The following is a 24,413-nucleotide window of genomic DNA, read 5'->3' on the forward strand; positions in this document are numbered from 1 at the left end:
GTGACTGCAGGAGCAAAACCGGACGACTACGCAATCGAGCCGGAATTGCTCCTGCGCGCTTACGCCACCGGGGTTTTCCCGATGGCCGAAGAGGCGGATGATCCAGAGGTCTTCTGGGTGCGCCCTGAAAAACGCGGTATTATTCCGCTGGATGGATTCCATATCCCCCGCAGCCTGCAAAAGACTATCCGGCAGGGCATTTTCGATATCAGGCTCGACAGCGATTTCGAGGGCGTGATCGATGGATGCGCCAGCGGCGCGGGCGAACGCGCGCGCACATGGATCAATGGTCCAATCCGGCAAGCCTATGGCAAATTGTTCGAAATCGGCCATTGCCACACGGTCGAAGCGTGGCACGACGGCAAGCTGGTCGGCGGTCTTTATGGCGTAACGCTCGGCAAGGCCTTTTTCGGCGAGAGCATGTTCACGCGCAAGCGTGACGCTTCAAAAGTCTGCCTTGCTTATCTGGTGCAACATCTCGTCAAGCAGGGCTTCCTGCTGCTCGATACCCAGTTCACCACACCGCATCTTGAGCGCTTTGGTGCAATCGAAGTTCCCCGCAAGAAATACGAGAAAATTCTCGAGCAAGCCCTCGAAGGCATTGCTCGTTTCTGATTTCACCAGAAAATCCCTGAATCAGTTCTTTTGCGTGGCGGGTGCCGGAACGTCGGACTTCTGCTTGCAGTCCTTCAGCCAAACGTCATAGATCGGATGCTCGACGGCATTGAGGCCCGGGCTATCGGCAAACATCCAGCCGGTAAAGATGCGGCGAATCTTGCGATCCAGCGTGATTTCCTCAACCTCAACAAAACTGTCGGTGCGCGGCGCTTCATTCTCGGTGCGGGAATAGCAAACCTTCGGCGTCACCTGAAGCGCGCCGAATTGAACCGTCTCGTTGATATAGACGTCAAATGTCGTGATGCGGCCGGTGATCTTGTCCAGTCCCGAAAACTCCGCGACCGGATTGGAAACACGTTCTGCCTGAGCAGCATGCAAGCTGCCGACAGCCGCAAAAAGCGAAATCAGGGCCACATGTGCAGCCTTCTTGATTTTGTTTTTTCCGTTACCAGCCGTGCCGGGGGAATGCTTCGTCAAAACGGAAACCCGCATCAAAGATTGATCAAATAAACTGGAATCGTTCCTAGGCTCGAAATGTGACGATTCGTTGCTCTGCCGCAAGTTGCAATGGCCTGAACAGACCTTCGCCACTCGTCTATCCCGGCTTTTTAAGTGAAAAAGGCTGTAATGGGACAGGAAACAAGAAAATCCGGCGAGAAAATCACGCCGGATTCTGAACTTACTCAGTCTCAGTTGCCCGGCGTCCAGGCGTCGTATTCGCCCGTCACGCGGGGACGCTCGGCCTGTTCCGTACCCGGACGGGCAATCGAGCCCTTCGGACGATAGGCAAGCGGCGAGCCGGTCAGGTTCTGCAAATGCGGCTTCTGCCAGTCACGCGGCTTGTAGTCTTCCTTGCTAGGGGGCGTATCGACACGATGATGCATCCAGCCGTGCCAGCCCGCAGGAATTGCACTGGCCTCCGCATAGCCATTGTAAATGACCCAGCGACGCGTGCGCCCCTCGGAGTCCTTGCCGCCCTGATAGTAGATGTTGCCGAACTCGTCTTCACCGACGCGCTCGCCCTTGCGCCACGTATGAAGGCGGGTGCCGAGCGTCTGGCCATTCCACCAGGTGAAGACTTGCGTAAGAAATTTCATCATGGCCTTTTCCAGATCCATCATCATCGCAGACAGCCGAAACTGCCGCTTTGTCCTTGCTTATGGCCCTATCGCCCGATCAAGGCAAGGGTCAAGTTGCCGCTGTCACAAGAGTATGAAGAGCGTCAGACGCTCCAGCCTTCGAGCGACTTTTCCATGACCAGAACGTGTTCCTTGCAATTGGGATCGCCCCAGTCTTCGTTACGCCCGACCGTGACATAGCCCTTGCGTTCGTAGAACTTCACCGCCTTGTCGTTCTTCTCGATCACTTCGAGCTTGATTGCGCGCACATCGGGGAAAGCCATCTCGATTTCCGCCAACAGCATCGTGCCGACGCCCTGCACCTGCACATCCGGACGCACATAAAGCTGGTGCAGCGATGCCTTGCCTTCCTCGGACTGGCTGGCGAAGGCCATACCGTCGATACCGCCCTCGCCGTTATCGGCGACGATGAATTCCGAATAGGGCTTGCGCAGATTGGTTTTCAGCGCGGCAATGCTATGCCACTGGCCGGTGACGGCGTTGACCATCTCCCGGCCCAGAATGTCGTCGAAAGTCGCATGCCAGGTCGATACGAGCAGTTCGTGAACTGCCTTAAGATCAGCCTCGGTGGCGCTTCGAACCCACATTACTCTTCAATCCCGAGCTTGGCCTTGACCAGATCGTTCACAGCTTGCGGGTTGGCCTTGCCGCCCGTCGCCTTCATGACCTGGCCGACAAACCAGCCAGCCAGCGTCGGCTTGGCTTTGGCCTGTTCGACCTTGTCCGGGTTGGCGGCGATGATGTCATCGACGGCCTTCTCAATCGCGCCGGTGTCGGTGACCTGCTTCATGCCGCGTTCTTCAACGAGCTTCTTCGGGTCTCCGCCTTCGTTCCAGACGATTTCGAATAGGTCCTTGGCGATCTTGCCGGAAATCGTGCCGTCCTTGATGAGATCGATCACCGCGCCGAGCTGTTCCGGGCTGACCGGCGATTCCTCGATGCTCTTACCCGCCTTGTTGAGCGCGCCGAGCAGATCGTTGATGACCCAGTTGGCCGCGGCCTTGCCGTCGCGACCGGCAGCCACAGATTCGTAATAGTCGGCAATCGCCTTTTCCGTGACCAGGATAGAGGCGTCGTAGATCGAAATACCCTGCTTTTCGACCAGACGCTGCTTCTTTTCATCCGGCAGTTCCGGCAGTTCGGCAGCCAGCGCATCCACAAAAGCCTGATCGAATTCAAGCGGCAGCAGATCAGGATCCGGGAAATAGCGGTAATCATGCGCTTCTTCCTTGGAGCGCATCGAACGGGTTTCTCCCTTCACCGGATCGAACAGGCGCGTTTCCTGATCGATGGAACCGCCATCTTCCAGAATGGCGATCTGACGGCGCGCCTCATATTCTATAGCCTGACCGACGAAACGGATCGAGTTGACGTTCTTGATTTCGCAACGCGTGCCGAATTCGCCGCCCGGACGACGCACGGAAACATTGACGTCGGCGCGCATGGAGCCTTCATCCATATTGCCGTCGCAGGTGCCGAGATAGCGAACAATCGTGCGCAGCTTGGTGAGGTACGCGCGCGCCTCATCCGACGAGCGCAGATCTGGCTTGGAGACGATTTCCATCAACGCCACGCCAGAGCGGTTCAGGTCGACATAGGACATGGTCGGATGCTGATCATGCATCGACTTGCCCGCGTCTTGCTCCAGATGCAGGCGTTCAATGCCGATTTCCACATCTTCGAACTGGCCCTTATTGTCTGGCCCGACCGAAATGGTGATCTTGCCCTCGCCGACAATCGGCTGCTTGAACTGCGAAATCTGATAGCCCTGCGGCAGATCGGGATAGAAGTAGTTCTTGCGGTCAAAAACCGACTTCAGATTGATCTGCGCGTTGAGGCCGATGCCGGTGCGGACAGCCTGCTTGACGCATTCCAGATTGATGACCGGCAGCATGCCCGGCATGGCGGCATCCACCAAAGACACATTGGCGTTCGGATCGGCACCGAACGACGTGGAAGCGCCCGAGAACAGCTTCGACTCGGACGTGACCTGCGCATGAACTTCCATGCCAATGACGACTTCCCAGTCGCCGGTGGCGCCGGAGATGAAGCGTTTCGGTTCCGGTGTGCGCGTATCAATAAGGGACATGCTGGCTCGCAAATATTCTGATTGAGCTAAAAACGGATTGATATCTGGCTAGGCCGTAGTGACAAATTAACGATGGTTTGGCGCGAAGGTATTTTGTTGCTGAATAGGAGAAATGACCGCGTGGAGTGAACTCCACAAGGGAATTTCGACGCATTCAGAAGCAAAATACACCGCGTTCCTCCGGGATATGGTGAAAATCCTCCATCTCGGCGTCGCAACCCCTTGATTGAGATATACTCCACCTTCGGGTTTGCTCCTACAGCTGAAGAATTTTCACACATACCAAACCGCAAGCTAATTTGTCCCTACGGCCTAGAGCAAAGCCCCCATGGATGCAAGCTTTTCAGCCGTTTATCCGTGGGTTGAAACGGAAAAGGCCGCGCAATGCGCGGCCCGTCCTTATTTCAAGGGAAGAGAAGATTAAGCCTCTTCGGACTTGTCTTCGTCGGCCTTCTTCTTTGGAGCGGCCTTCTTCTTCGGCGCAGCCTTCTTTGCAGGCTTTGCTTCCGAGCCGTCTTCGTCTTCAGCCGTCAGCTCTTCCTTCGAGACCTTCTTGTCGGTCACGTTGATGTTGGCCAGCAGATGGTCAACGACCTTTTCTTCGAAGATCGGAGCGCGCAGATTGGCAACCGCATCCGGGGTCTTGCGCAGGAAGTCGTAGATTTCCTTTTCCTGGCCCGGATAACGGCGAACCTGGTCGTAAACAGCGCGCTGCAGTTCTTCTTCAGAAACTTCAACGCCAGCCTTCTCGCCGATTTCGGAGAGAACGAGGCCGAGACGCACGCGGCGTTCAGCGAGCTTGCGATATTCTTCGCGAGCAGCTTCTTCCGTGGTTTCTTCGTCTTCGAAGGTACGGCCAGCCTGCTGCAGGTCGAAGTTGATCTGCTGCCAGATGTTGTTGAATTCAGCGTCAACCAGCTTCTGCGGGGTTTCGAACTGATAATCGCCATCCAGAGCGTCGAGAATCTGACGCTTTACCTTCTGGCGGGTGATCTGGCCGTACTGGCTTTCGATCTGTTCGCGAACAACCTGACGCAGGCGTTCCAGCGACTCGATGCCGAGCTTAGTCGCGGTTTCGTCGTTGAGTTCCAGTTCATTTGGCTTGGCAACTTCCTTGACCTTGATGTCGAAGGTAGCTTCCTTGCCTGCCAGATGCGCTGCGCCATATTCAGCCGGGAAGGTCACGGTGATGACCTTTTCGTCGCCAGCCTTGACGCCAACAAGCTGCTCTTCAAAGCCCGGAATGAACTGGCCCGAGCCGAGAACCAGCTGTGCGTCGTTGTCTGCACCGCCGTCGAACGGCTCGCCGTCGAGCTTGCCGAGATAGTCGATCGTCACGCGATCTTCGTTTTCGGCCTTGCCCTTCTTGGTTTCGAAAGTGCGGGTCGAGGAAGCGATGCGCTTGACCTGCTCGTCAACTTCTTCTTCCGAGATTTCGACGACTTCACGGGTCACGGCGATCTTGGAGAAATCCTTGACTTCAATAGCCGGCAGAACTTCATAGTTCAGCGAGAAAACGAAATCAGCCTTGCCGTCGAGAACCTTTTCGGCCTCTTTTTCGTCTTCCGACATGATGACTTCAGGCTGGGTTGCCGACTTTTCGTTACGGTCTGCGAGAACCGAACGCGACGAATCGCTCAGGATTTCGTTGACGATCTCGGCCATGAACGAACGGCCATACATCTTGCGCAGGTGACCGGCAGGCACCTTGCCCGGACGGAAACCATTGATCTTGGCGCGGCCGCGCGCAGTTTCCAGTCGCTCAGCGAGCTTGGCTTCGAGATCTCCGGCCGGAACCACGACTTTAATCTCGCGCTTCAGCCCTTCATTGAGCGTTTCGGTAACCTGCATGTTCAAACCTTCACTTCTTGTCATTGTCCCGCCGTTTCCGGCACCTTGCTCTAGACGCTGGGCCTCTAGACGCGGGAGAGAAATTCTTTAGCCTTAAGGCAGTTGGTGCGGATAGAGGGACTCGAACCCCCACGGTCTCCCGCCAGAACCTAAATCTGGTGCGTCTACCAATTTCGCCATATCCGCTTCTGAACCGAAGCGCATTCTTCAGAACGCACCAAATTCGTCTCAGATCTTGAACTGCCCTCGAAAGCGCGCGTCTCTATATCATCCAATTTTCCCGGTTCAAAGGAAAAAAGCCGCCTTCCCGGGATAGATTTTCCGGGCTTGGCAAGACAAAACGCTTCCGGCACTCTGCCCCTCTATATAGCGATCATTCCGCGCATGCCAAGCCTGAGATAAACATCAGCTTGATGCGGCAGTATAAGAGTGGCGAAACTGCCGGAAAACCGTATCAATAGAGCGGTTCTTCATAGAGTTGCCGCCCCTCGTCCCGCAAAGCCTTGATGACTGCGGTGCCGCTATCATCGACAGCAACAACAACAGAAATCCGACTTTCACGTTGTCCGATTTCGATATCGCGACCCTGCCCTTCAGGAACATAATAGCGCTCGATGCCGAAATTGAGGCGAATGGTCTGATCCGGATAGCCAGAAACCGGGTAAGTCGACTGGCCGCGAATCTGCACCTCATCCGGCGCGAGATCGGTGAACGGCCTGAGCGCCGCCCGCGAGAAATGCCATAGCTTTTCTGCATCCGGCTTTAGCGCGACATAGACCGTTCGCGGCTCGCCTGATGGCTTGCCCTGCACGTCCTTGCCCATGACACTGGAAATCTCGTAGCCGAGAATGACGTAATCGCCGCGCAACAGATCGCGCGGATCGACCGGTTCGGTCTGCAACACGATTTCATGGCCCGAGCGCAATATGGATGCGCGCTGTTCGATGCCTGCAAAAAGAATGCCGCTTTGCAGCAAGGCGGAAAGGGCAGCACCAATATAAAGCGACTTCCTGCTCATGACTGGCTCCCCGCTTCGCGTCTTTTACCGAACCGTCGCTCCATCCGGCGAACGAAGGCCGCCAGAAGCAGTACGAGAACACCCGCGGTCAGGAAGAAGCCGGACGTGCCGATCATCGTGCCGACAGTTGTGAATGCCAGATAAAGCACCTGAAACGAAAACGCGGCATAGGCGATGGAGCGCAATCCGCCATTGTCGCGACCGCACAATGCGATGGCGCCAATCGATAGGCCAAGGATCAGCATACTATAAAGGACGTCCTGATCGAGGGAGGCCGACCCGCCCGAAGACGAGAACATATGATTGAGCTGCAGAATGCCGAGCGACAGCAGCGACAGCAGCAGCCCATAGGAAGCCAGCGGCTGCGCAAAGCGCGTGAGCCGCTCCATCATGTCATGCGCAAAGGCATCCGCCAGCATGAAGGCGATGCCGACTGCGATCATGATGCACAAGACCACATCGCTTTCATTCTTCGCGTAAAACAGCAAGGCCCAGCCAATCGTGAACAAGGCCCAGAGATGGGCTGCATGGCGCGAGCGCGTGAAGAGCGCGGCACCGACGCCAACCAGCAGGAGAAGCGGACCGATCCAGCGATAGGCCAAATCGGCATTGTCCGCCGGTGTGCCGTCAAACACGAATGTCGATAGATAGAAACACGCAACGCCTGCGCCAAAAGCGGCCAGAACCGGCGCGCGCAGCAGGAAGGCTGATGCAAGCACGCCCAGTGTCCAGTAGACGGCGGCGGAATGAACATCGCCGGACACGTGATACATCTGCCCGACAAGCGCGATGCCTGCGCCGAAGGACGCAGCGCCGACGACATAAAGGGCAGACGAAAACACCTTGTCGCCTTTTGCCTGTCGCCACGCGCCGCCGAGATAACCAATCCAGATGAGGGCAAGCACGAGCCCAATCCGCATCAGGCGCGGCATATCCTGCCAGTTGGCGGCAATCAGCATGATGACGGCGGCCCCCAGAAGCAGTCCGCCAAGCGTGGCGAGCACCGCACCGAGGCTGAAACCCGTGGCTCGTTTTTCAAGATCCGCGTTCAGGCGCGATGCGGTCACCGCATCGATCAGCCCTTCCTGCTGCCAGCGCTCAATCAGGCGCTCCACTGAGATTGAAAAAGACAAAATGACTCCCGGGTCAACGAACTGAGATGACGGTCGCCACCGCAACCGGTTGAGAACATATAAGAAACTTCGAAACCAGCAAACCATGCGTTCAAATCGCATTGCGGCAATTTTGTGCCGGAACAGTCCAATCGATTTAAAGCGTGTTGCAGCGCCCGCAAGGCAGCTATGCAAACTCGGCTCTGCAACTTGCAAAAACAATAGCTTATATCATGGGCAACAAACGAGATGAATTGAACCCAAGCGATAGCATCGCACACTGAAGGATGAAGACCATGAACCTGTTTCGCTCTTACAACAACTGGCGCCGTTACCGTGAAACCGTCAGCGAACTGAACCAGCTTTCGACTCGCGAACTGAACGATCTCGGCATCTCCCGCGCCGATATCCCTTACGTCGCTCGTCAGAGCAAGACTCGCTAAGCATCACGCTGAAGACCGAAAAGCTGTTCGCGACACGATTGCATTACGCTGAACGCCTTTCGATGAAAATTTCAGAGTGAAGTTTCGAGCTTAGAGCGGTTCCTGTTTTGACGGAATCGTCGGAACCGCTCTAAGTCTTTGTTTTTACGCATCTTCCGACGCAAAACCGCTTCACACTTTTGCTGGAAATGCTCTAGAATACTACCAGGACTGGATCCTCCTCCCACCAGCCCTGGTTCATCGCCAAGCCATCCTCCTCCCAGGCTTTGCGATAACAAGACCGGTTCTCCTCCTCCCAATCCGGTCTTTCCATATGGCATCCGTCGCACCTCCTCCCGCGACGGATGCCATTTGTTTTTTGGGATATTGCTGCCCCATTGAAGGCCGTCCGCAAAGGCGATATGGGAAGGATCATGACAAATACATCCGATCTCTCCCCCATCCACGTCGTTGGCGGCGGTCTCGCTGGCTCAGAAGCCGCCTGGCAGATTGCGCAGGCAGGCGTTCCTGTCGTGCTGCATGAAATGCGCCCCGTGCGCGGCACCGATGCGCACAAGACCGAGCAGCTGGCAGAACTCGTCTGCTCCAATTCATTCCGCTCCGACGATGCCGAAACCAATGCTGTCGGCGTCCTTCATGCCGAAATGCGCCTTGCAGGCTCGCTCATCATGGCCTGTGCCGATGCGCATCAGGTTCCGGCGGGCGGCGCGCTTGCCGTGGACCGCGAGGGATTTGCGCAGGCCGTGACGGAAAAGCTTGAGGCTCATCCGCTGATCACCATCAAGCGTGAAGAGGTCACCGGCCTGCCGCCCGCAGAATGGGGCACCACAATCGTGGCCACCGGCCCGCTGACCGCCCCGTCGCTGGCCGAAGCCATCGCCGCTGAAACGGGTGCCGACGCGCTCGCCTTCTTTGACGCGATTGCACCCATCGTGCATTTCGATTCGATCAATATGGACGTCTGCTGGTTCCAGTCGCGCTACGACAAGGTCGGCCCCGGCGGCACCGGCAAGGACTATATCAACTGCCCGATGGACAAGGAGCAGTATGAAGCGTTTGTCGCCGCACTCGTGGCGGGCGACAAGACGGAATTCAAGGAATGGGAAGGCACTCCCTATTTCGACGGCTGTCTGCCGATTGAAGTCATGGCGGAACGCGGACCCGAAACGCTGCGCCACGGCCCGATGAAGCCGATGGGGCTGACCAATGCGCATAACCCGACGGTGAAGGCCTATGCAGTCGTGCAACTGCGTCAGGACAATGCGCTGGGCACGCTTTACAACATGGTCGGTTTCCAGACGAAGCTGAAATACGGCTCGCAGACCGGCATCTTCAAGATGATTCCCGGACTGGAAAATGCTGAATTCGCCCGTCTCGGCGGCTTGCACCGCAACACTTACCTGAACTCGCCCGTGCTGCTCGACAGCGTGCTGCGTCTGAAGTCTCGGCCAACCCTGCGCTTTGCCGGTCAGGTGACGGGTTGCGAGGGCTATGTCGAATCATCGGCCATCGGCCTTCTCGCCGGTCGGTTCACCGCCGCAGAGCGACTGGGCAATGCTGCCGTACCGCCACCGCCGACAACCGCCTTTGGCGCACTGCTCGGGCACATCACCGGCGGCCATATCGTCGCTGACGATGCCGAGCCGGGCAAGCGGTCGTTCCAGCCGATGAATGTCAATTTCGGCCTGTTTCCACCGGTCGAAGTTCCGAAGGAAGCAGGCAAACGTCTGCGTGGCAAGGAAAAGACCATCGCCAAAAAGCGCGCGCTTTCCGCCCGCGCTCTTGCTGATTTCCGCAAGTGGCTGGAACTACCGGCCTGACGGTCAGAAATTCGCGCGAAACATCAGCCACTGCTTACGGATAGCCGAAATATCGGCTGTCCGTTCCGCGGCCTTGCCGCCAAGGCGTTCAATCGCTTTCAGATAGGCGGGCACAATGGCCATCGGCAAAAACGCCGGTGCGAGGCTTTTGGGCAATGTCGCCTTTGCCTTATCGAAAATCGCCAGATGCTCACTAGCGAGCGCCAGCATGACGCTTACCAAGCGCTCGCAGGCCGACGCATCGTCCTTGGCTAAAAATGCCTCCCGCGTTACGCCAACCGAAGCCAGCATGTCGGCTGGAACATAGAGCTGGCCGCGACGGCGATGGATCGGCAGAAGACGCAGCAGGCCTGTTATCGCCTGCGCAACGCCCGCATGACCGGCGGTTTCGCTATGCGCCTGCGCGGCATCGCGATCCAGAATAAAGCCGGCTAACTGAATGATAGCCGATGCGGTCTCACCGCAATAGCCCTCAAGATCGTTACGGCTTGGCATCGGATCATCATAAAGATCGAATATGCGCGCTTCACAATAATTGTCGAACGCCGTTCGAGGAAGCTCGTACTTGTTGATCGTTTCGACCAGAGCGGCGGCGACGGGATGCGCTTCGGCGCTGCCCCTCGCCTCACCATTGATCAGATCGCGCCACCATTGCAGGCGCACTTCGCCCGGCAATGGTTCGTGAACGAGATCGCGAATGCGCGCCACTTCCGCATTGAAGGCATAAAGTGCGGCCAGACAGCCGCGTTTTTCCTCCGGCGCATAGAGCACCGACAGGTAACGGTCCCGGTCAGCCTCACGAAGAAGCGCCAGGCAATGTGCCTCATTCTGGTTCATGATCGTTATTCTACTGCAATAAGCGCCGCCGCGACCGCGCGATCTTCCGCCAGCAGCACATTATAGGTCCGCACGGCAGCACCGGTGCTCATCGGGTCGGATGAAATGCGATGCTCTCGCAAAACCGCGCGCACGTCTTCTGGAATACGCCGCAAATCCATTCCGGTTCCAACCAGCAGAATTTCGATATCCGAAGCCTGCTCCAGAATCAGCTCCAGATCGGCCCGCGAAAGCACCGGCGGCGTTGCGGGCTTCCAGCCGTGAATGCCGGACGGCAGGCACAAGATCGAACCGCGATGCGACATTTCGGCGAAGCGAAAACCGCCATCGCCATATGCATCAATCGGCGCGCGCCCCGGAAAATGCGCTTCGCGTATTTCAATTCCCTTGGCCATTCTCAGCTTTCCAGATTGAGCGACTGCGCCAGTTCGTCGCCCATTTCCTCATCCTGCTCGGGACCGCGCGGCTTCAGTCCGAACTGAACCAGCAGCGGCGCGGCGATGAAGATCGACGAATAGCTCGCCACGATAATACCCACACTCAGCGCCAGCGCGAACATGCGGATATCGGCGCCGCCGAAGGCGTAAAGCGGAATATGCGCAAGGAACGTTACAAAGGACGTCAGCAAGGTACGCGACAGGGTCTGGTTGATCGAGGCATCGATGATCGCAGGCAGCGGCGCGCTGCTGTAACGGCGCAGATTTTCGCGCACCCGGTCATAGATCACGACCGTATCGTTCAACGAATAGCCGATGATCGTCAGGATTGCCGCCACGCTCCAGAGGTTGAACTCCATCCGGAAGACAATGAACATGCCCGCAAGAATAACCACGTCATGCAATGTCGAAAGCACTGCGCCAAGCGCCAGCTGCCAGCGAAAGCGAACCCACACATAGATGAAAATGCCGATCAGCGACAGGACTACGGCCAGAATACCGGCGCGCGATAGCTGTTCGGAAACGGTCGGACCGACCACCTCCACCCGCTGGAACGAATAATCCTGTTCGAACTCGCCGCGCAGTTTCACGGCGACCGTTTGTTCGGCATCGTCGCCCACTTCCTGGCTGCCGATGATCACAAGCGCCGAACGCGGCGATTTGGCAGGCAGAACGCGGGCGCTATCGATATTCAGTTCGGAAAGACGATCCTGGATGTCTTCAAGATTGGCGTCGCCGCTACGCGCCTGAAGCTCGACCATCGAACCGCCACGAAAATCGATGCCGTAGTTGAAGCCGATATTCACAAATAGCGCCACCACGATGGCACAGGCCAGCACGGAGATGCCGAGCGTGATGAACTGCAGGCGCATGAACGGAATATGCGTGACCGTCGGCACCAGCTTGAGACGACGCTTCGGCACTTCCTTCGGCTTCGCCGTCCGCACCCATTGGGCGATCAGCAGACGGGTAAAGGTGAGCGTGGTGAACAGCGTAGTGCCGATGCCGACTGCAACGGTCAGGGCAAAGCCATGCACCGTGCCGGAGCCCAGCAGGAACAGAACCAATGCTGCAATCAACGTCGTCAGATTGGCGTCAACGATGGTGGACAGCGCACGGTAGAAGCCGGATTCCATCGCCTGCACGACCGAATAGCCCTTGCGGCGATCTTCACGCACGCGCTCGTAAATCAGAATATTCGCGTCCACCGCCATGCCGATGATCAGCACCAGACCCGCAACACTGGCAAGGCTGATCGAAGCACCGATGAGCGACATAACCGCCGTCAAGATGATGATGTTGACTACAAGCGCCACCATCGCGATGACGCCTAGAATGCCATAGGACAGCACCATGAACAGGCCGACGAGAAGTGCGGCCAGAAGTGCAGCCGTCACGGCGGCACTCGCATAATCTTCGCCAAGCGCTGATGCGATAGTGCGTTCTTCCAGCACGGTCACCGCTTGCGGCAATGTGCCAGAGCGCAGAACAACGGCCATATTATTGGCGGCCTGCAAATCGAAGGCGCCAGAAATCTGCAATTCGTTTGTGTCGAGCGGCTCGCTGATGACCGGCGCAGACACGACCTGATTATCGACCACGATGGCAAAGCTCTTGCCCGTCGCATTGGCAGTCAAGGCGGCAAGGCCTTTGCGGCCTGCATCATCAAGGGTCAGGGTGATGACCGGCTCATTATCATCGGAAGAAAGCGTTGCCTTCGCGTCGGTGATATTTGCGCCGGTGAGAATTGGCTGCTTCTTGACGAGATAGCCGACCGGCGGATCGTCATAAGAATAGACGATTTCGCTATCTGCTGGCGGCGTGCCGCGAATGGCGTCGTCCGGCGAAATGGAATCGTCAACAGCGTGGAACGAGAGATCGCCGCGAATGCTGAGAATATCTTTCAGAAGCTGCGCATCGTACAGCCCCGGCACTTCGACGCGGATCTGGTTGCGCGCTTCGGTTTCTACAACAGGATGACCGTAGCCCAGTTCCTCAAGGCGCTGCCGCATGATTTCTGCGGAGCGTTCAAGATCGTTCTTGCCCGCATTTTGCACCTGCATGACTAGGCGCGAGCCGCCGGAAAGATCAAGGCCGAGCGCGACTTGCTTCTTCGGCAGGAAACCGGGCAGATTTGCCAGCGTTTCACGCGAGAAAAAATTAGGGGAAGCGATGACGAAGCTGACGAGAACCGCCAACCAGATCAGGGCCGATTTCCAGCGTGAAAAATAGAGCATAGAGCAGCAATTCCGTTTCAGCTTGGCCCGTTTTGGCCTGGATAGAGCATGCCGGGGTGCGCGTGCGCACCGCTCTCCGGCCTTGGATCAAGCGCGCATACAAAGGTCGCGCCGACCGAATATTGCATGGGCTCCGGTTAGAAAAAACTTACCGGAGCCCGTAACATCTCAAAAAGAGATTATTTGTTCTTATTATCGGCGACAGGTTCCCCCTTGACGCGCACATCCATCAGCGTGCTGCGCAAAACCTTGATGCGAACGCCTTCGGCGATTTCGACTTCGACTTCATTGTCGTCGACGACTTTCTGCACCTTGCCGACAATGCCGCCGCCGGTCACGACCGTATCGCCACGGCGCACTGCGTTCAGCATTTCCTGACGCTTCTTCATCTGGGTCCGCTGCGGGCGGATGATGAGGAAGTACATGATAACGAAGATCAGGATGAACGGCAGAATGCTCATCAGCATGTCTGGGCCAAAAGCGCCGCCGCCAGGTGCTTGAGCGAAAGCCGGTGTTACGAACATTAGGAACTCCTCTGAAGTCTCAAAGACAATTTGTTAAGGGCATTACAATGGTTGGCGCGCCAAATGCAACCGACGATCACCCCGCCTGCGCCAAGGTCGCACACTTTTCGCCTCCGCTGTGACATGTTAAGCCGTTCCGAGACCACTAGGGGCATGGAAATGACAACCGAAGACATACTCAGCCAGAAACTGGACCGTTTGATCGCCGCGCTCGAACGTATCGCACCACCAGAAGCCAAAACGCCGGAGCTCGACGCCGCAGACTGTTTTGTCTGGGCGCCGGAACGACTGACGCTTGATCCGGTGAAGCGGGTTAACCGCGTGGATATCTCCCTGATCCGTGGCGTAGATTTGGTGCGTGACCAGCTCGTAGACAATACCCGCCGCTTCGCAAATGGCTATCCGGCAAACAATGTTTTGCTGTGGGGCGCACGTGGCATGGGCAAATCCTCGCTGGTGAAGGCTGCACAGGCCAGCGTCAACGCCGAACTTGTGTCCCAAAAGCCGCTCAAACTGATCGAAATCCACCGTGAGGATATCGACAGCCTGCCGACGCTGATGAACATGATCAAGGATACGGACTATCGCTTTATCCTGTTCTGCGACGACCTTTCCTTCGACCACGATGATACTTCGTATAAGTCGCTCAAAGCCGCGCTCGAAGGCGGCGTTGAAGGTCGTCCCGGCAATGTGATTTTCTACGCAACATCAAACCGCCGTCATCTGATGCCGCGCGACATGATCGACAATGAGCGCTCCACGGCGATCAACCCGTCGGAGGCCATTGAAGAAAAAGTCTCGCTGTCGGATCGCTTCGGGCTCTGGCTCGGCTTCCACAAATGCAGCCAGGACGATTATCTCGCCATGGTGGACGGCTATGCGGCCCATTTCAAACTGAACTACGATCACGCCAAGCTTCACGCGGAAGCGCTGGAATGGTCGACCACACGCGGCAATCGCTCCGGGCGCGTGGCATGGCAATATGTTCAGGATCTTGCTGGCCGTCTCGGTGTGGCCATGTAAAACAGAAAAAGGCGGGCTTTCGGCCCGCCTTCTCGTTGGCATTTCTCACTACGTTCAGCTTTCCAGATATTTGGAAGGATTGACCGGCGAGGAATTCTTGCGCACTTCGAAGTGCAGCTTCGGCGACTTCGCGTTGCCGCTCATGCCCGACTTGGCGATATCTTCGCCGCGGCGAACCTTCTGCCCGCGCTGGACCAGTATCTGGCTATTATGGCCATATACCGTGACCAGCCCGTTGTCGTGGCGGATCAGAACCGTCTGACCGAATTCCTTCAGGCCATCGCCAGCATAGATCACGACGCCGTTTTCAGCTGCTTTAACCGCTGTTCCTTCCGGAACCATGATGTCGATACCGTCGCTGACTGCCGTACCATCCCGCTGACCGAAGCTTGCCAGAATACGACCGCGAACCGGCCAGCGCATCTGGGATATACCGGTGGAGGATGGCGCTGCGGCCTGATCCTTCTCGGCGTCTTCAATCACCTTGTTGCTCGCCTGCGGCGGCGTGTAAGGCTTAACACTTCCGGCGTCCGCATCGTTTGCGGCGGCTGCGGCCTTGGCCGGACTTGCTGGCTGCGGGGTGACCGCTGCAACTTGCGTTACAGCGGCTGCGCCTGCTGCCGGAATTACCAGCGTCTGACCGACCCGGATCGCACCGTTGGAGAGACCATTGGCCCGCTTCAGATCTTCAACCGGGACATTGTGCTTCTGTGCGATCGAAAACAGCGAATCGCCACTCTGAACCGTATAGCCGCCCTTCGGCGCAGGAGGCGTCGCCGTGTTTGCGCCCGCCGAAGCCATATCGGTAGCGGCAGAAGACTTCTTGCCATTGACCGATGGGGCTGCCGGGACGACGGCAATGTTATTATCGGTCGGGCGCGGGGCGCCCTGCCCGGGCGTTGCCGGAAGCTGACCCAGAACCTTTTCCTTGGCACCGTTAACAGTACCGTTCACAGCGTTGTGGGTCGTGGTCGCGGCGCTTGCCACGCGGGTCTCTGCACCGTTGATCTGATTGGTTGCCATATTGCGGGCCTGACCAACCTGATTCTGCATCTGCGTCGAGGCTGCAGCGACAGGAGCCTGAACCGACTGGCGCGCTGCCGCGACCGGTGCCGCCATTGGGGCGGAAGACACTGCTGATGGTGCCGGCAGCGAATTACGCTGAACCGTTCCGCTGGAAACCCGCGGAGCCGGCGCTATTGGGGCGGACGCATAAACATCGCCTGAGGGCTGTTGCGCAACGCGCTGATTGGACGTCGAACCGGTAAAGATGCCGTCTGTGAAACGCATCGTATCGGAACTGCACCCGGCTCCAAAGCCGGCAATCAGAACGATTGCGACATTCCGCAGGAGACGTTCGGACGTATGCTGCAAAATTGGGAAACGCATGTTCAACTCGTCCATACTCGAAACTCAGTAAGACGATTAAAGCGCGTTAATGTTACTCGCTGGTTAAGAACGACCCAACTTTGAAAAAAGATTCACCAATTAAACACCATAAGCGCACATTGGCGCGCAGCCACCCTTCCGATGAAGACCGGAATGGATGGCACTATAGTTTGGGAAAATGGCGATTTAGAGCGCCGATCTGATTCAATCAGATCGGCGCTCTAAATGTTTATTGAAACGCACATCTCATCCGAAAACCGTTTCACACTTTTCGGGATGTGCTCTAAAGAACCGAAGAAACGCCTTCAATGAAGGGCTGATAGCGGACAACCATCAGGTTTTCCTGCTCGAAACGGCTGCCGACCTTGGAGATCCGCGTCATGATCTGTTCACCGTCACCAGGACCGATCGGCGCGATCAGTACACCGTGCGTCGCCAGCAGCTCCACGAAATGGCGCGGCACTTCTTCGCAAGCCAGCCAGAGAATGATTCGGTCGAACGGTCCGCCCGGCATACCGTGGCGTCCATCGGCGTGCTTGACCATGATATTTTCGCGCTTCAGCGAAACGAACTGCTGCAAGGCGTGGTCGCAAAGCTTGCGATAACGCTCCACCGTCGTCACGCGGCCCGATAACGACGACATGACGGCGGCGGTAAAGCCCGATCCCGTGCCGATTTCCAGCACGCGATGGCCCGGTTCCAGCTTCAGCGCTGCCAACACACGCGCCTGATCGTCAATGCCTTCGATATATTCACCGCAATCGAGCGGCGCTGTGCGGTTGCTATAGGCAAGATGCGACCACGCCGAAGCGAGAAAGCTTTGGCGTGGAGTCGCTTCAATGGCTGCAAAGAGGCGCGGATCATCAATACCGCGCGCGCGCATGCGCAAGACGAAGGATGCAAATCCTTCCCGGTCCGAAAGCCTTGGCCGCTCAGACGTTGCCTGCCTCATGCTTCCCCCCGATTCAAGCTTCAAGACCAAGCGCAGTGCTCAGTTCTGCACGAACCTTATGCGCGGTCAGATCAAGGTGCAACGGCGTGACCGATATGCAATCGGAACGGACTGCCGCCAGATCGCTGTCGTCGGCGACAGGTGCCTTGCCGCGACCGAAACGCAGCCAGAAATAGGGAAAACCGCGACCGTCGCGGCGCTCGTCCAGACGCGCGTCGTGGCTAAGTCTTCCTTGCGCCGTCACGCGGGTGCCCTGCACTTCATCCGCACCGCAATTGGGGAAATTGAGGTTCAGCAAGACGCCTTCCGGCCAACCGGCTGCAACCAGCTTGCGGATCAGGTCCGGCGCATGGGCTTCAGCCGTTTCCCACGGAACGATCCGGCGGTCGCCTTCATAGTCATATTCCTGCGACAGAGCGATGGAGCGGATGCCGAGCAGCGTGCCCTCCATCGCACCGGCCACAGTGCCGGAATAGGTCACATCGTCGGCGATATTCGCACCGGAATTGACGCCGGAAAGGATGAGATCAGGCGCGCCCGGCAGAACGTGACGGACACCCATAATGACACAATCGGTCGGCGTGCCGCGCAACGCGAAATGCGTTTCGTCGATCTGGCGCAGACGCAGCGGCTCCGACAGGGTCAGCGAATGCGCCAGACCGCTCTGGTCGGTTTCTGGTGCAACAACCCAGACATCATCCGAGAGCTGTCGTGCGATTCGCTCCAGAACTGCGAGGCCTTCAGCGTGGATACCATCATCGTTCGTCAGCAAAATTCGCACGTCTTCACTCCTGCTCTAATTATTGAGATCCTGAATCACGCAGCCTTTTCAATGCGCGTGAGGCCGCCCATGTATGGCTGCAATGCTTCAGGAATATGAATGCTGCCATCTTCCTGCTGGTAATTTTCCATGACGGCGATGAGCGCACGACCGACAGCAACGCCAGACCCGTTGAGGGTGTGAACGAAACGCGTGGACTTCTCGCCTTCCGGGCGATAGCGGGAGTTCATGCGGCGGCCCTGAAAATCACCGCAGACCGAGCAGCTGGAAATTTCACGGTAGGTGTTCTGACCCGGCAGCCAGACCTCGATATCGTAGGTCTTCTGCGCGCCGAAGCCCATATCGCCGGTGCAGAGCACGACAGTGCGAAATGGCAGTTCCAGACGCTTCAGCACTTCTTCGGCGCAAGCCGTCATGCGCTCATGTTCGGCAATCGAGCTTTCTGCATCGGTGATCGACACCATTTCCACTTTCAGGAACTGGTGCTGGCGCAGCATGCCGCGCGTATCGCGCCCGGCGGAACCGGCTTCCGAACGGAAGCAGGGCGTCAGCGCGGTGTAACGCTGCGGCAGAGTCTTCACATCGACGATTTCGTCGGCGACCAGATTGGTCAGCGGCACTTCCGCCGTCGGGATCAGCCAGCGGCCATCCGTGGTGCGGAACAGGTCTTCCGAGAATTTCGGCAGTTGGCCAGTGCCATAAACAGCCTCGTCGCGCACCATCAGCGGCGGCATGGTTTCGGTATAGCCATGCTGGGTGGTGTGCAGGTCGAGCATGAACTGACCGAGCGCACGTTCCAGACGCGCCAGACCACCTTTCAGGATCGTGAAACGCGCACCGGCGATTTTCGCTGCGCGCTCGAAATCCATCATGCCGAGCGCTTCGCCCAGTTCATAATGTTCCTTCGGCTGGAAGGAGAAATTGCGCTGATTGCCGACGCGGCGAATCTCGACATTGTCGGCTTCGTCCTTGCCGAGCGGCACATCGCCAAGCGGAATATTCGGGATCGTCGAAAGCGCGTCGTTCAATTCCTTGACCAGACGGCGCTCTTCTTCCTCAGCCTCAGCAAGAAAATTCTTGAGTTCGCTGACTTCCGCTTTCAGCCTGTCGGCAGTGGCGGCATCTTTTTCAGCCATCGCCTTGCCGATTTCCTTGGAAGCGGCATTGCGGCGTTCCTGCGCGGCCTGAACCTTGCCGACATTTTCGCGGCGCTTTTCGTCGAGCGCGATCAGTTGGGACGAGAGCGGCCCTGCCCCGCGCTTTGCAAGCGCCTTGTCGAGGTCTTCTGGGTTTTCGCGAATCCATTTGATGTCGAGCATGGGAAAAGCCGTTTCGTGAAATTGAACAAGGGCGGGCCGCAAAAAGCTGCGGCCAGCGGAAATCGTAGTCTACGATCAAGAGGAAGAAGCGTCGTTTTCAGCTTCTTTTGCGTTCTCTGCTTCGTCGCGCTTCTTCTCGATCATACGAGCCACGATAATGGAAATCTCGTAGAGAAGGATCGTCGGCAAGGCAAGACCGATCTGGCTCGCCGGATCGGGCGGCGTCAGAACGGCGGCCACGATGAAGGCGATCACAATCGCATATTTACGCTTGTCCTTCAGGCCAGCCGAAGTCACGAGGCCAACACGCGCCATGAGGCTCGTGATGACCGGCAACTGGAAAACCAGACCGAAAGCGAAAATGAGCGTCATGATGAGGCTCAGATATTCCGAGACCTTTGGCAGAAGCGAAATCTGCACTTCTCCTGCGCCGCCCGTCTGCTGCATGGCGAGGAAGAACCACATAACCATCGGGGTGAAGAAGAAATAGACCAGCGCTCCGCCGAGCAGGAACAGAATCGGCGATGCGATGAGGAAGGGCAAGAAAGCCATGCGCTCATGCTTATAGAGCCCCGGCGCGACAAACTTGTAAATCTGCGCCGCGATAATCGGGAAAGCAAGCACGATACCGCCGAACATCGCCACCTTCACCTGCGTGAAGAAGAACTCCTGCGGCGCGGTATAGATCAGCTCCGCCTTGGAACGGTCCATGCCTGCCCAGTCAATGGCCCATTGATAAGGCACGACAAGCAGATTGAAGAGGTGCTTTGCAAATGCAAAGCAGACTGCGAATGCCACGAAAAATGCCAGGATTGCCCATATGAGGCGGCGGCGCAGTTCGATCAGGTGTTCAAGCAAAGGCGCGGCACTCTGCTCGATTTCATCCTCGTCACGGGTCACGCTTTGGTTCCTGTCTTCTTGGTGGTCTTTTTGGCAGGAGCAACCGCCTTGTCAGCGGCTGGTTTGGTTGCGTCCGCCGCCTTCTTCGGCGTGGATTTCGCCGCAGTCGCTTTGGCGGCAATGGGCTTCGCAGCCGCTGGCTTTGCCGTTGCGGCCTTGGCCTTTGCCACCTTCGGTGCCGCTGGCTCAGCTTTTGCCGCCGTTTTGCGTGGCGCTCGCGGTGCCTTTACAGGCTTTTCCGGGGCAGTTTCAGTCTGAACGGGCGCAGGTGCAGGAACAGGTGTCCCGCTCAAATCGACCGGCGTGGTCACTTCCGCAACCTTTTCAGGCGTTGCTGGCGACATGGAGGTCGAGGATTTGATGCTCGATTTCAGGTCTTCGCCTGCACTTCGAATCGGATCGAAAACCTGCGTCAGCTTGGAGCGAGGATCGAGCTTGCGCGTTTCGTCGATGATATTCTTGACGTCTTCCAGTTCCGCCTCTTTCAAGGCTTCATTGAACTGGTTGCGAAACTCGTTGGCTGTCGCGCGCATGCGCGCAGTCGCCTTACCGAAGGCTCTAAGCATCTTCGGCAAATCCTTGGGGCCAACGACAACGATCATGACGATCGCAATGACCAGCAATTCAGACCAACCGACATCGAGCATTTTATACCCCGCGCAGCGCGCGCGTGTCCCGTCTTTCGGCGGAAAACCGCACTATTACAGATGGCAAACATGCTGCGTAACCATCCTGATACGCAGCATTCTTGATCCGATAGATCAGGACTTGGTGGTTTTCTTGACGTCACTGACGGTTTCTTCCGCCTTGGCGTCGATGGTGCGACCATCGTCCCGGGCGTCCTTGGCGGCGTCTTCGTCGTTCATGCCCTGCTTGAAATTCTTGATGCCCTTGGCAACATCACCCATCAGCTCGGGAATCTTGCCGCGGCCAAAAAGAAGCAACACAACCGCCAGAACGATCAGCCAGTGCCAGATGGAAAAGCTACCCATTTCATTCCTCTCATCGCTGCTTAAACGCAGCCTGTTCCTGCAATGTCGATAGTGATTTAAGCGCTTTCAAGCAATCTTTCAAACGGAAGTATAGCTGTGAAGGCCAATGTAACGATTTTATTCGTCGCATGTGTCCTCTTTATGTGCAGCAAATTGTGGATCATAGAAAAGTCGCACACCGACTTAATCTTTTGGAGCCAGCAGGCCCAGGTCTTCGAGATCGATATCCTCGAGCGGCTCTTCTTCGTCGGTCAGTTCATCCGGGTCGATATTCGGCACCGGAACGGCAAAGCTTGAAGGCATGCGGGCGGACAGAAGCCCTGCCCCGCGCAGTTCTTCCAGCCCCGGAAGATCGCGGATTTCCGGCAGTCCGAAATGGTCGAGAAACGATTCCGTCGTGCCGTATGTCACCGGGCGGCCCGGCGTGCGGCGGCGTCCGCGCAGCTTGATCCAGCCCGTCTCCATCAGCACGTCCAGCGTGCCTTTGGACGTTTCGACGCCGCGAATATCTTCCAGTTCAGCGCGGGTGACCGGCTGGTGATAGGCAATGATCGCCAGCACTTCCATGGCAGCGCGGGACAGCTTGCGCTGCTGCACCGCCTCGCGGCTCATCAGGAAGGCCAGATCCGGCGCGGTGCGGAATGCCCAGGCCGAACCGACCTGTACAAGATGCACGCCGCGCGACTCATAGACCTTCTGGAGATGCTGCAAAATCGGCGCAAGCTCGGCCTTCGGTGGCAGGCGTTCCTGTAGCGCGCGCTCCGATACCGGCTCGGCAGAAGCAAAAATGATCGCTTCGACGATGCGGGCCAGATCGGCTAACCCACTTGCCGGAAGCTCAGCTTCCTCAAATTCATCATCCATTTCGAATTCCGCCAGCTGGCGTTCCGCCTCAGACATCCTCGTCCTCGTCAAATTCGCTTAAACCGGGCTTGGCCCGCATATAAATAGGCTCGAATGGCGCATTCTGGCGAACTTCGAGCTTGCCTTCACGCACCAGTTCCAGACTGGCGGCAAAGGAGCTTGCCAGCGCCGACGCCCTCTCCTGCGGCGACAGCGCATAGTCGATCAGAAAACGGTCGAGCGAAATCCAGTCTCCAATATCCCCACCCATCAGGCGTACCAGCGCCACCCGCGCCTCCTTCAGAGACCAGACAGCGCGTTTGGTGATCTGTACATTCGTTACAGCTTGCCGCTGGCGCTGAGAGGCATAGGCCGTCAGAAGATCGTAGAGCGTTGCGGAAAACTGGCTGGCGCGGTCGACCATCACCACTTCCGGCATGCCGCGCGGAAAAACATCACGTCCCAGACGGTTGCGATTGACCAGAGCGGCTGCGGCATCGCGCATTGCCTCCAGCCTTTTCAGGCGGAATTGCAAAAATGCAGCAAGCTCCTCGCCGGTCTCGCCATCGTCACCCTGCTGCTTGGGAATAAGCAGCTTGGATTTCAGATAAGCGAGCCACGCCGCCATCACGAGATAGTCGGCGGCGAGCTCCAGTCGGAACGCCCGGGCCTGCTCCACGAATTCGAGATATTGCTCAGCCAGCGCCAAAACGGAAATACGCGCCAGATCGACACGCTGGTTGCGCGCCAGATGCAGCAAAAGATCAAGCGGACCTTCAAAGCCCTGCACGTCGATCAGCAAGGACGGTTCACTTTCCGCTCGTTCGGCATCGCTTTGCCACAGCGAATCCATCGGCACGAGCATGCCGTCTTTTCCGTCCGTGTTGGTTCCCGATGCCGCCAAGCCGCTCGCCTCTCAATGCGCAGTCGCCACTCATGCTGCCCGGACAAGCCGGGCAATGCATTTGCGCAGTTTACCAAGTTTTAACGATTACGCTATCGCTTCGAACATGCCGTTGAATTCGGCGCGCAGTTCGTCCTCATCCGAAAGGTCTGGATCGCCCGCATAGACTTCGGCCAGGTCCGCGCGACGCTTCGATTTTCCTTCGAGCACCGGCACGCGGGCGGCAACCTGCACCAGTTCTTCCATCACGCCTGCGCAATAAAGCACGATATCGCAGCCCGCACCGATGATGCCGTCGGCAATGTCGCCCAGTCCACCCGAAAGCGCCTTCATCGAAATATCGTCGCTCATGATCAGACCGTCGAACTGAATCACTTCACGAATGATCGTGTTGATCACAGTCGGCGACAAAGTGGAAGGACGCTTTGGGTCCAGCGTATCGAACACGACATGCGCGGTCATGGCCATCGGCAGATCATTGAGCGCCTTGAACGGCACGAAATCATGCGCCAGCAATTCGCTCAGCGGCGCGGTCACACGAGCCAGTTCCTTATGCGTATCCGCGAAGGCGCGGCCATGGCCCGGCATGTGTTTCATGACCGGCAACACACCGCCCGCCAGCAAGCCCTCGGCAGCGGCGCGGCCCATCTCGGCCACCGCATGCGGGTTCTTGGAATAAGCGCGCGCGCCAATCACATCATGCGCGCCTTCGACGGGCACATCGAGAACCGGAAGGCAGTCGGAGGTGACACCAACCTTCAGAAGATCGAAGGCATGCAAACGTGCATGCAGCCATGCGGCGCGCAGGCCTGCTTCGCGGTCGCGCGCAAAGATCGCGCCAATCTCTCCGGCGGACGGATAATTCGGCACAAGCGGCGGACGCAGACGCTGCACGCGCCCGCCTTCCTGATCGATGAAAATCGGCGTCTGATCACGCCCCGTCACATCGCGCATATGCGCGGTGAGTTCAGCAACCTGTTCGAGACTTTCGACATTGCGGGCAAACAGGATAAAGCCCCAGGGCCTTTCGTCGCGGAAAAAGGCAACCTCATCCGGCGTAAGCTTTGTCCCCGAAACACCGGCAATCCATGCCTTGCACTGTTTCATGCGAATATCCCTCGTCTTTTCCGCTGATTGGCAATTCGTTCTAACTAAAATTCCGTGCGCTTGAAAGTGCACATGAAA

Annotated in this window: 25 protein-coding genes and 1 tRNA gene; 4 read left to right on the plus strand and 22 right to left on the minus strand. The window is 57.5% G+C overall.

The genetic code is table 11. From position 1 onward, the window contains the following. Positions 1-45: 45 nt before the first annotated feature. The gene (gene aat / locus JAU75_RS02635) at positions 46-615 is read left to right on the plus strand and encodes a leucyl/phenylalanyl-tRNA--protein transferase (protein WP_199054902.1); all 570 of its coding nucleotides are present in this window, start codon (positions 46-48) and stop codon (positions 613-615) included. A 21-nt stretch (positions 616-636) separates the two neighbouring features. On the opposite strand, the gene JAU75_RS02640 is transcribed toward aat, so the two are convergent. The 8 genes from JAU75_RS02640 to JAU75_RS02675 form a co-directional block, all read right to left on the minus strand. After that, positions 637-1,110 (minus strand): DUF2155 domain-containing protein, encoded by a 474-nt coding sequence (locus JAU75_RS02640; protein WP_199054351.1) that lies wholly within the window; start codon positions 1,108-1,110, stop codon positions 637-639. 197 nt (positions 1,111-1,307) lie between these two features. Then, positions 1,308-1,718 (minus strand): NADH:ubiquinone oxidoreductase subunit NDUFA12, encoded by a 411-nt coding sequence (locus JAU75_RS02645; RefSeq protein ID WP_199054353.1) that lies wholly within the window; start codon positions 1,716-1,718, stop codon positions 1,308-1,310. 122 nt (positions 1,719-1,840) lie between these two features. Then, the gene (locus JAU75_RS02650) at positions 1,841-2,344 is read right to left on the minus strand and encodes a GNAT family N-acetyltransferase (RefSeq protein ID WP_199054356.1); all 504 of its coding nucleotides are present in this window, start codon (positions 2,342-2,344) and stop codon (positions 1,841-1,843) included. Beyond that, positions 2,344-3,846: an Asp-tRNA(Asn)/Glu-tRNA(Gln) amidotransferase subunit GatB gene (gatB, locus tag JAU75_RS02655; RefSeq protein WP_199054358.1), complete on the minus strand. Its 1,503-nt coding sequence runs from the start codon at positions 3,844-3,846 to the stop codon at positions 2,344-2,346. The genes JAU75_RS02650 and gatB overlap by 1 nt, the downstream gene beginning before the upstream one ends. A 420-nt stretch (positions 3,847-4,266) precedes the next feature. Next, a complete protein-coding gene (gene tig, locus JAU75_RS02660) occupies positions 4,267-5,697 on the minus strand; it encodes a trigger factor (protein WP_199054904.1) in 1,431 nt (476 codons plus the stop codon). Between the two features lie 103 nt (positions 5,698-5,800). Continuing rightward, positions 5,801-5,883, minus strand: a tRNA-Leu gene (locus tag JAU75_RS02665). A gap of 268 nt (positions 5,884-6,151) precedes the next feature. Continuing rightward, a complete protein-coding gene (locus JAU75_RS02670; RefSeq protein WP_199054362.1) occupies positions 6,152-6,715 on the minus strand; it encodes a GDYXXLXY domain-containing protein in 564 nt (187 codons plus the stop codon). Further along, positions 6,712-7,848 (minus strand): DUF2157 domain-containing protein, encoded by a 1,137-nt coding sequence (locus tag JAU75_RS02675; RefSeq protein ID WP_199054364.1) that lies wholly within the window; start codon positions 7,846-7,848, stop codon positions 6,712-6,714. The genes JAU75_RS02670 and JAU75_RS02675 overlap by 4 nt, the downstream gene beginning before the upstream one ends. A 275-nt stretch (positions 7,849-8,123) precedes the next feature. Here JAU75_RS02675 and JAU75_RS02680 point away from each other — a divergent pair, with 275 nt between their 5' ends. Both JAU75_RS02680 and trmFO read left to right on the plus strand, forming a co-directional pair. Then, the gene (locus tag JAU75_RS02680) at positions 8,124-8,270 is read left to right on the plus strand and encodes a DUF1127 domain-containing protein (protein WP_199054365.1); all 147 of its coding nucleotides are present in this window, start codon (positions 8,124-8,126) and stop codon (positions 8,268-8,270) included. Positions 8,271-8,683: 413 nt separating this feature from the next. After that, positions 8,684-10,090 (plus strand): methylenetetrahydrofolate--tRNA-(uracil(54)-C(5))-methyltransferase (FADH(2)-oxidizing) TrmFO, encoded by a 1,407-nt coding sequence (trmFO, locus tag JAU75_RS02685; RefSeq protein WP_199054366.1) that lies wholly within the window; start codon positions 8,684-8,686, stop codon positions 10,088-10,090. Between the two features lie 3 nt (positions 10,091-10,093). Here trmFO and JAU75_RS02690 read toward each other — a convergent pair whose 3' ends face one another. The 4 genes from JAU75_RS02690 to yajC all read right to left on the minus strand — a co-directional run bounded on the left by JAU75_RS02690 (position 10,094) and on the right by yajC (position 14,125). Then, on the minus strand, positions 10,094-10,927 hold the full coding sequence (locus tag JAU75_RS02690; RefSeq protein ID WP_199054367.1) for a phytoene/squalene synthase family protein: 834 nt from the start codon (positions 10,925-10,927) through the stop codon (positions 10,094-10,096). A gap of 5 nt (positions 10,928-10,932) precedes the next feature. Then, the gene (locus JAU75_RS02695; protein ID WP_151589570.1) at positions 10,933-11,322 is read right to left on the minus strand and encodes an Mth938-like domain-containing protein; all 390 of its coding nucleotides are present in this window, start codon (positions 11,320-11,322) and stop codon (positions 10,933-10,935) included. Between the two features lie 2 nt (positions 11,323-11,324). Further along, the gene (gene secDF / locus JAU75_RS02700) at positions 11,325-13,601 is read right to left on the minus strand and encodes a protein translocase subunit SecDF (protein WP_199054368.1); all 2,277 of its coding nucleotides are present in this window, start codon (positions 13,599-13,601) and stop codon (positions 11,325-11,327) included. Between the two features lie 179 nt (positions 13,602-13,780). Continuing rightward, positions 13,781-14,125, minus strand: coding sequence for a preprotein translocase subunit YajC (gene yajC / locus JAU75_RS02705; protein WP_109368868.1), 345 nt, complete (start codon positions 14,123-14,125; stop codon positions 13,781-13,783). Between the two features lie 159 nt (positions 14,126-14,284). Between yajC and JAU75_RS02710 the strand changes: the two genes are divergently transcribed. Then, a complete protein-coding gene (locus JAU75_RS02710; RefSeq protein WP_199054369.1) occupies positions 14,285-15,148 on the plus strand; it encodes an ATP-binding protein in 864 nt (287 codons plus the stop codon). Between the two features lie 54 nt (positions 15,149-15,202). Here the strand turns inward: JAU75_RS02710 and dipM are convergent, their stop codons facing one another. The 10 genes from dipM to nagZ form a co-directional block, all read right to left on the minus strand. Continuing rightward, the gene (gene dipM / locus JAU75_RS02715) at positions 15,203-16,552 is read right to left on the minus strand and encodes a cell division endopeptidase DipM (RefSeq protein ID WP_199054370.1); all 1,350 of its coding nucleotides are present in this window, start codon (positions 16,550-16,552) and stop codon (positions 15,203-15,205) included. Between the two features lie 268 nt (positions 16,553-16,820). Beyond that, positions 16,821-17,489, minus strand: coding sequence for a protein-L-isoaspartate(D-aspartate) O-methyltransferase (locus JAU75_RS02720; protein WP_199054371.1), 669 nt, complete (start codon positions 17,487-17,489; stop codon positions 16,821-16,823). A 13-nt stretch (positions 17,490-17,502) separates the two neighbouring features. Then, positions 17,503-18,270, minus strand: a complete 768-nt coding sequence (gene surE, locus JAU75_RS02725; protein ID WP_199054373.1) for a 5'/3'-nucleotidase SurE — start codon at positions 18,268-18,270, stop codon at positions 17,503-17,505. A 35-nt stretch (positions 18,271-18,305) separates the two neighbouring features. Beyond that, complete coding sequence (gene serS / locus JAU75_RS02730; RefSeq protein WP_199054375.1) at positions 18,306-19,589, minus strand: serine--tRNA ligase; 1,284 nt, start codon at positions 19,587-19,589, stop codon at positions 18,306-18,308. 75 nt (positions 19,590-19,664) lie between these two features. After that, complete coding sequence (gene tatC, locus JAU75_RS02735; protein WP_199054381.1) at positions 19,665-20,489, minus strand: twin-arginine translocase subunit TatC; 825 nt, start codon at positions 20,487-20,489, stop codon at positions 19,665-19,667. Beyond that, the gene (tatB, locus tag JAU75_RS02740) at positions 20,486-21,136 is read right to left on the minus strand and encodes a Sec-independent protein translocase protein TatB (RefSeq protein WP_199054383.1); all 651 of its coding nucleotides are present in this window, start codon (positions 21,134-21,136) and stop codon (positions 20,486-20,488) included. The genes tatC and tatB overlap by 4 nt, the downstream gene beginning before the upstream one ends. A gap of 114 nt (positions 21,137-21,250) precedes the next feature. Then, on the minus strand, positions 21,251-21,481 hold the full coding sequence (locus JAU75_RS02745) for a twin-arginine translocase TatA/TatE family subunit (protein ID WP_199054385.1): 231 nt from the start codon (positions 21,479-21,481) through the stop codon (positions 21,251-21,253). 183 nt (positions 21,482-21,664) lie between these two features. After that, on the minus strand, positions 21,665-22,381 hold the full coding sequence (gene scpB / locus JAU75_RS02750; protein WP_199054387.1) for an SMC-Scp complex subunit ScpB: 717 nt from the start codon (positions 22,379-22,381) through the stop codon (positions 21,665-21,667). Further along, on the minus strand, positions 22,374-23,228 hold the full coding sequence (locus tag JAU75_RS02755) for a ScpA family protein (RefSeq protein ID WP_199054391.1): 855 nt from the start codon (positions 23,226-23,228) through the stop codon (positions 22,374-22,376). Before JAU75_RS02755 ends, scpB begins: the two co-directional genes overlap by 8 nt. A gap of 87 nt (positions 23,229-23,315) precedes the next feature. Further along, complete coding sequence (nagZ, locus tag JAU75_RS02760) at positions 23,316-24,335, minus strand: beta-N-acetylhexosaminidase (RefSeq protein ID WP_199054392.1); 1,020 nt, start codon at positions 24,333-24,335, stop codon at positions 23,316-23,318. Positions 24,336-24,413: the final 78 nt, after the last annotated feature.

The organism is Ochrobactrum sp. Q0168 (genome assembly GCF_016427605.1).
Lineage (GTDB): Bacteria > Pseudomonadota > Alphaproteobacteria > Rhizobiales > Rhizobiaceae > Brucella.

Coding starts and splice junctions, on each gene's coding strand:
- JAU75_RS02640 (WP_199054351.1), bottom strand. CDS start 1,110: ATGCGGGTTTCCGTTTTGACGAAGCATTCCCCCGGCACGGCTGGTAAC.
- JAU75_RS02645 (WP_199054353.1), bottom strand. CDS start 1,718: ATGATGAAATTTCTTACGCAAGTCTTCACCTGGTGGAATGGCCAGACG.
- JAU75_RS02650 (WP_199054356.1), bottom strand. CDS start 2,344: ATGTGGGTTCGAAGCGCCACCGAGGCTGATCTTAAGGCAGTTCACGAA.
- gatB (WP_199054358.1), bottom strand. CDS start 3,846: ATGTCCCTTATTGATACGCGCACACCGGAACCGAAACGCTTCATCTCC.
- tig (WP_199054904.1), bottom strand. CDS start 5,697: ATGCAGGTTACCGAAACGCTCAATGAAGGGCTGAAGCGCGAGATTAAA.
- JAU75_RS02670 (WP_199054362.1), bottom strand. CDS start 6,715: ATGAGCAGGAAGTCGCTTTATATTGGTGCTGCCCTTTCCGCCTTGCTG.
- JAU75_RS02680 (WP_199054365.1), top strand. CDS start 8,124: ATGAACCTGTTTCGCTCTTACAACAACTGGCGCCGTTACCGTGAAACC.
- trmFO (WP_199054366.1), top strand. CDS start 8,684: ATGACAAATACATCCGATCTCTCCCCCATCCACGTCGTTGGCGGCGGT.
- JAU75_RS02690 (WP_199054367.1), bottom strand. CDS start 10,927: ATGAACCAGAATGAGGCACATTGCCTGGCGCTTCTTCGTGAGGCTGAC.
- JAU75_RS02695 (WP_151589570.1), bottom strand. CDS start 11,322: ATGGCCAAGGGAATTGAAATACGCGAAGCGCATTTTCCGGGGCGCGCG.
- secDF (WP_199054368.1), bottom strand. CDS start 13,601: ATGCTCTATTTTTCACGCTGGAAATCGGCCCTGATCTGGTTGGCGGTT.
- yajC (WP_109368868.1), bottom strand. CDS start 14,125: ATGTTCGTAACACCGGCTTTCGCTCAAGCACCTGGCGGCGGCGCTTTT.
- JAU75_RS02710 (WP_199054369.1), top strand. CDS start 14,285: ATGACAACCGAAGACATACTCAGCCAGAAACTGGACCGTTTGATCGCC.
- dipM (WP_199054370.1), bottom strand. CDS start 16,552: ATGGACGAGTTGAACATGCGTTTCCCAATTTTGCAGCATACGTCCGAA.
- JAU75_RS02720 (WP_199054371.1), bottom strand. CDS start 17,489: ATGAGGCAGGCAACGTCTGAGCGGCCAAGGCTTTCGGACCGGGAAGGA.
- serS (WP_199054375.1), bottom strand. CDS start 19,589: ATGCTCGACATCAAATGGATTCGCGAAAACCCAGAAGACCTCGACAAG.
- tatB (WP_199054383.1), bottom strand. CDS start 21,136: ATGCTCGATGTCGGTTGGTCTGAATTGCTGGTCATTGCGATCGTCATG.
- JAU75_RS02745 (WP_199054385.1), bottom strand. CDS start 21,481: ATGGGTAGCTTTTCCATCTGGCACTGGCTGATCGTTCTGGCGGTTGTG.
- scpB (WP_199054387.1), bottom strand. CDS start 22,381: ATGTCTGAGGCGGAACGCCAGCTGGCGGAATTCGAAATGGATGATGAA.
- nagZ (WP_199054392.1), bottom strand. CDS start 24,335: ATGAAACAGTGCAAGGCATGGATTGCCGGTGTTTCGGGGACAAAGCTT.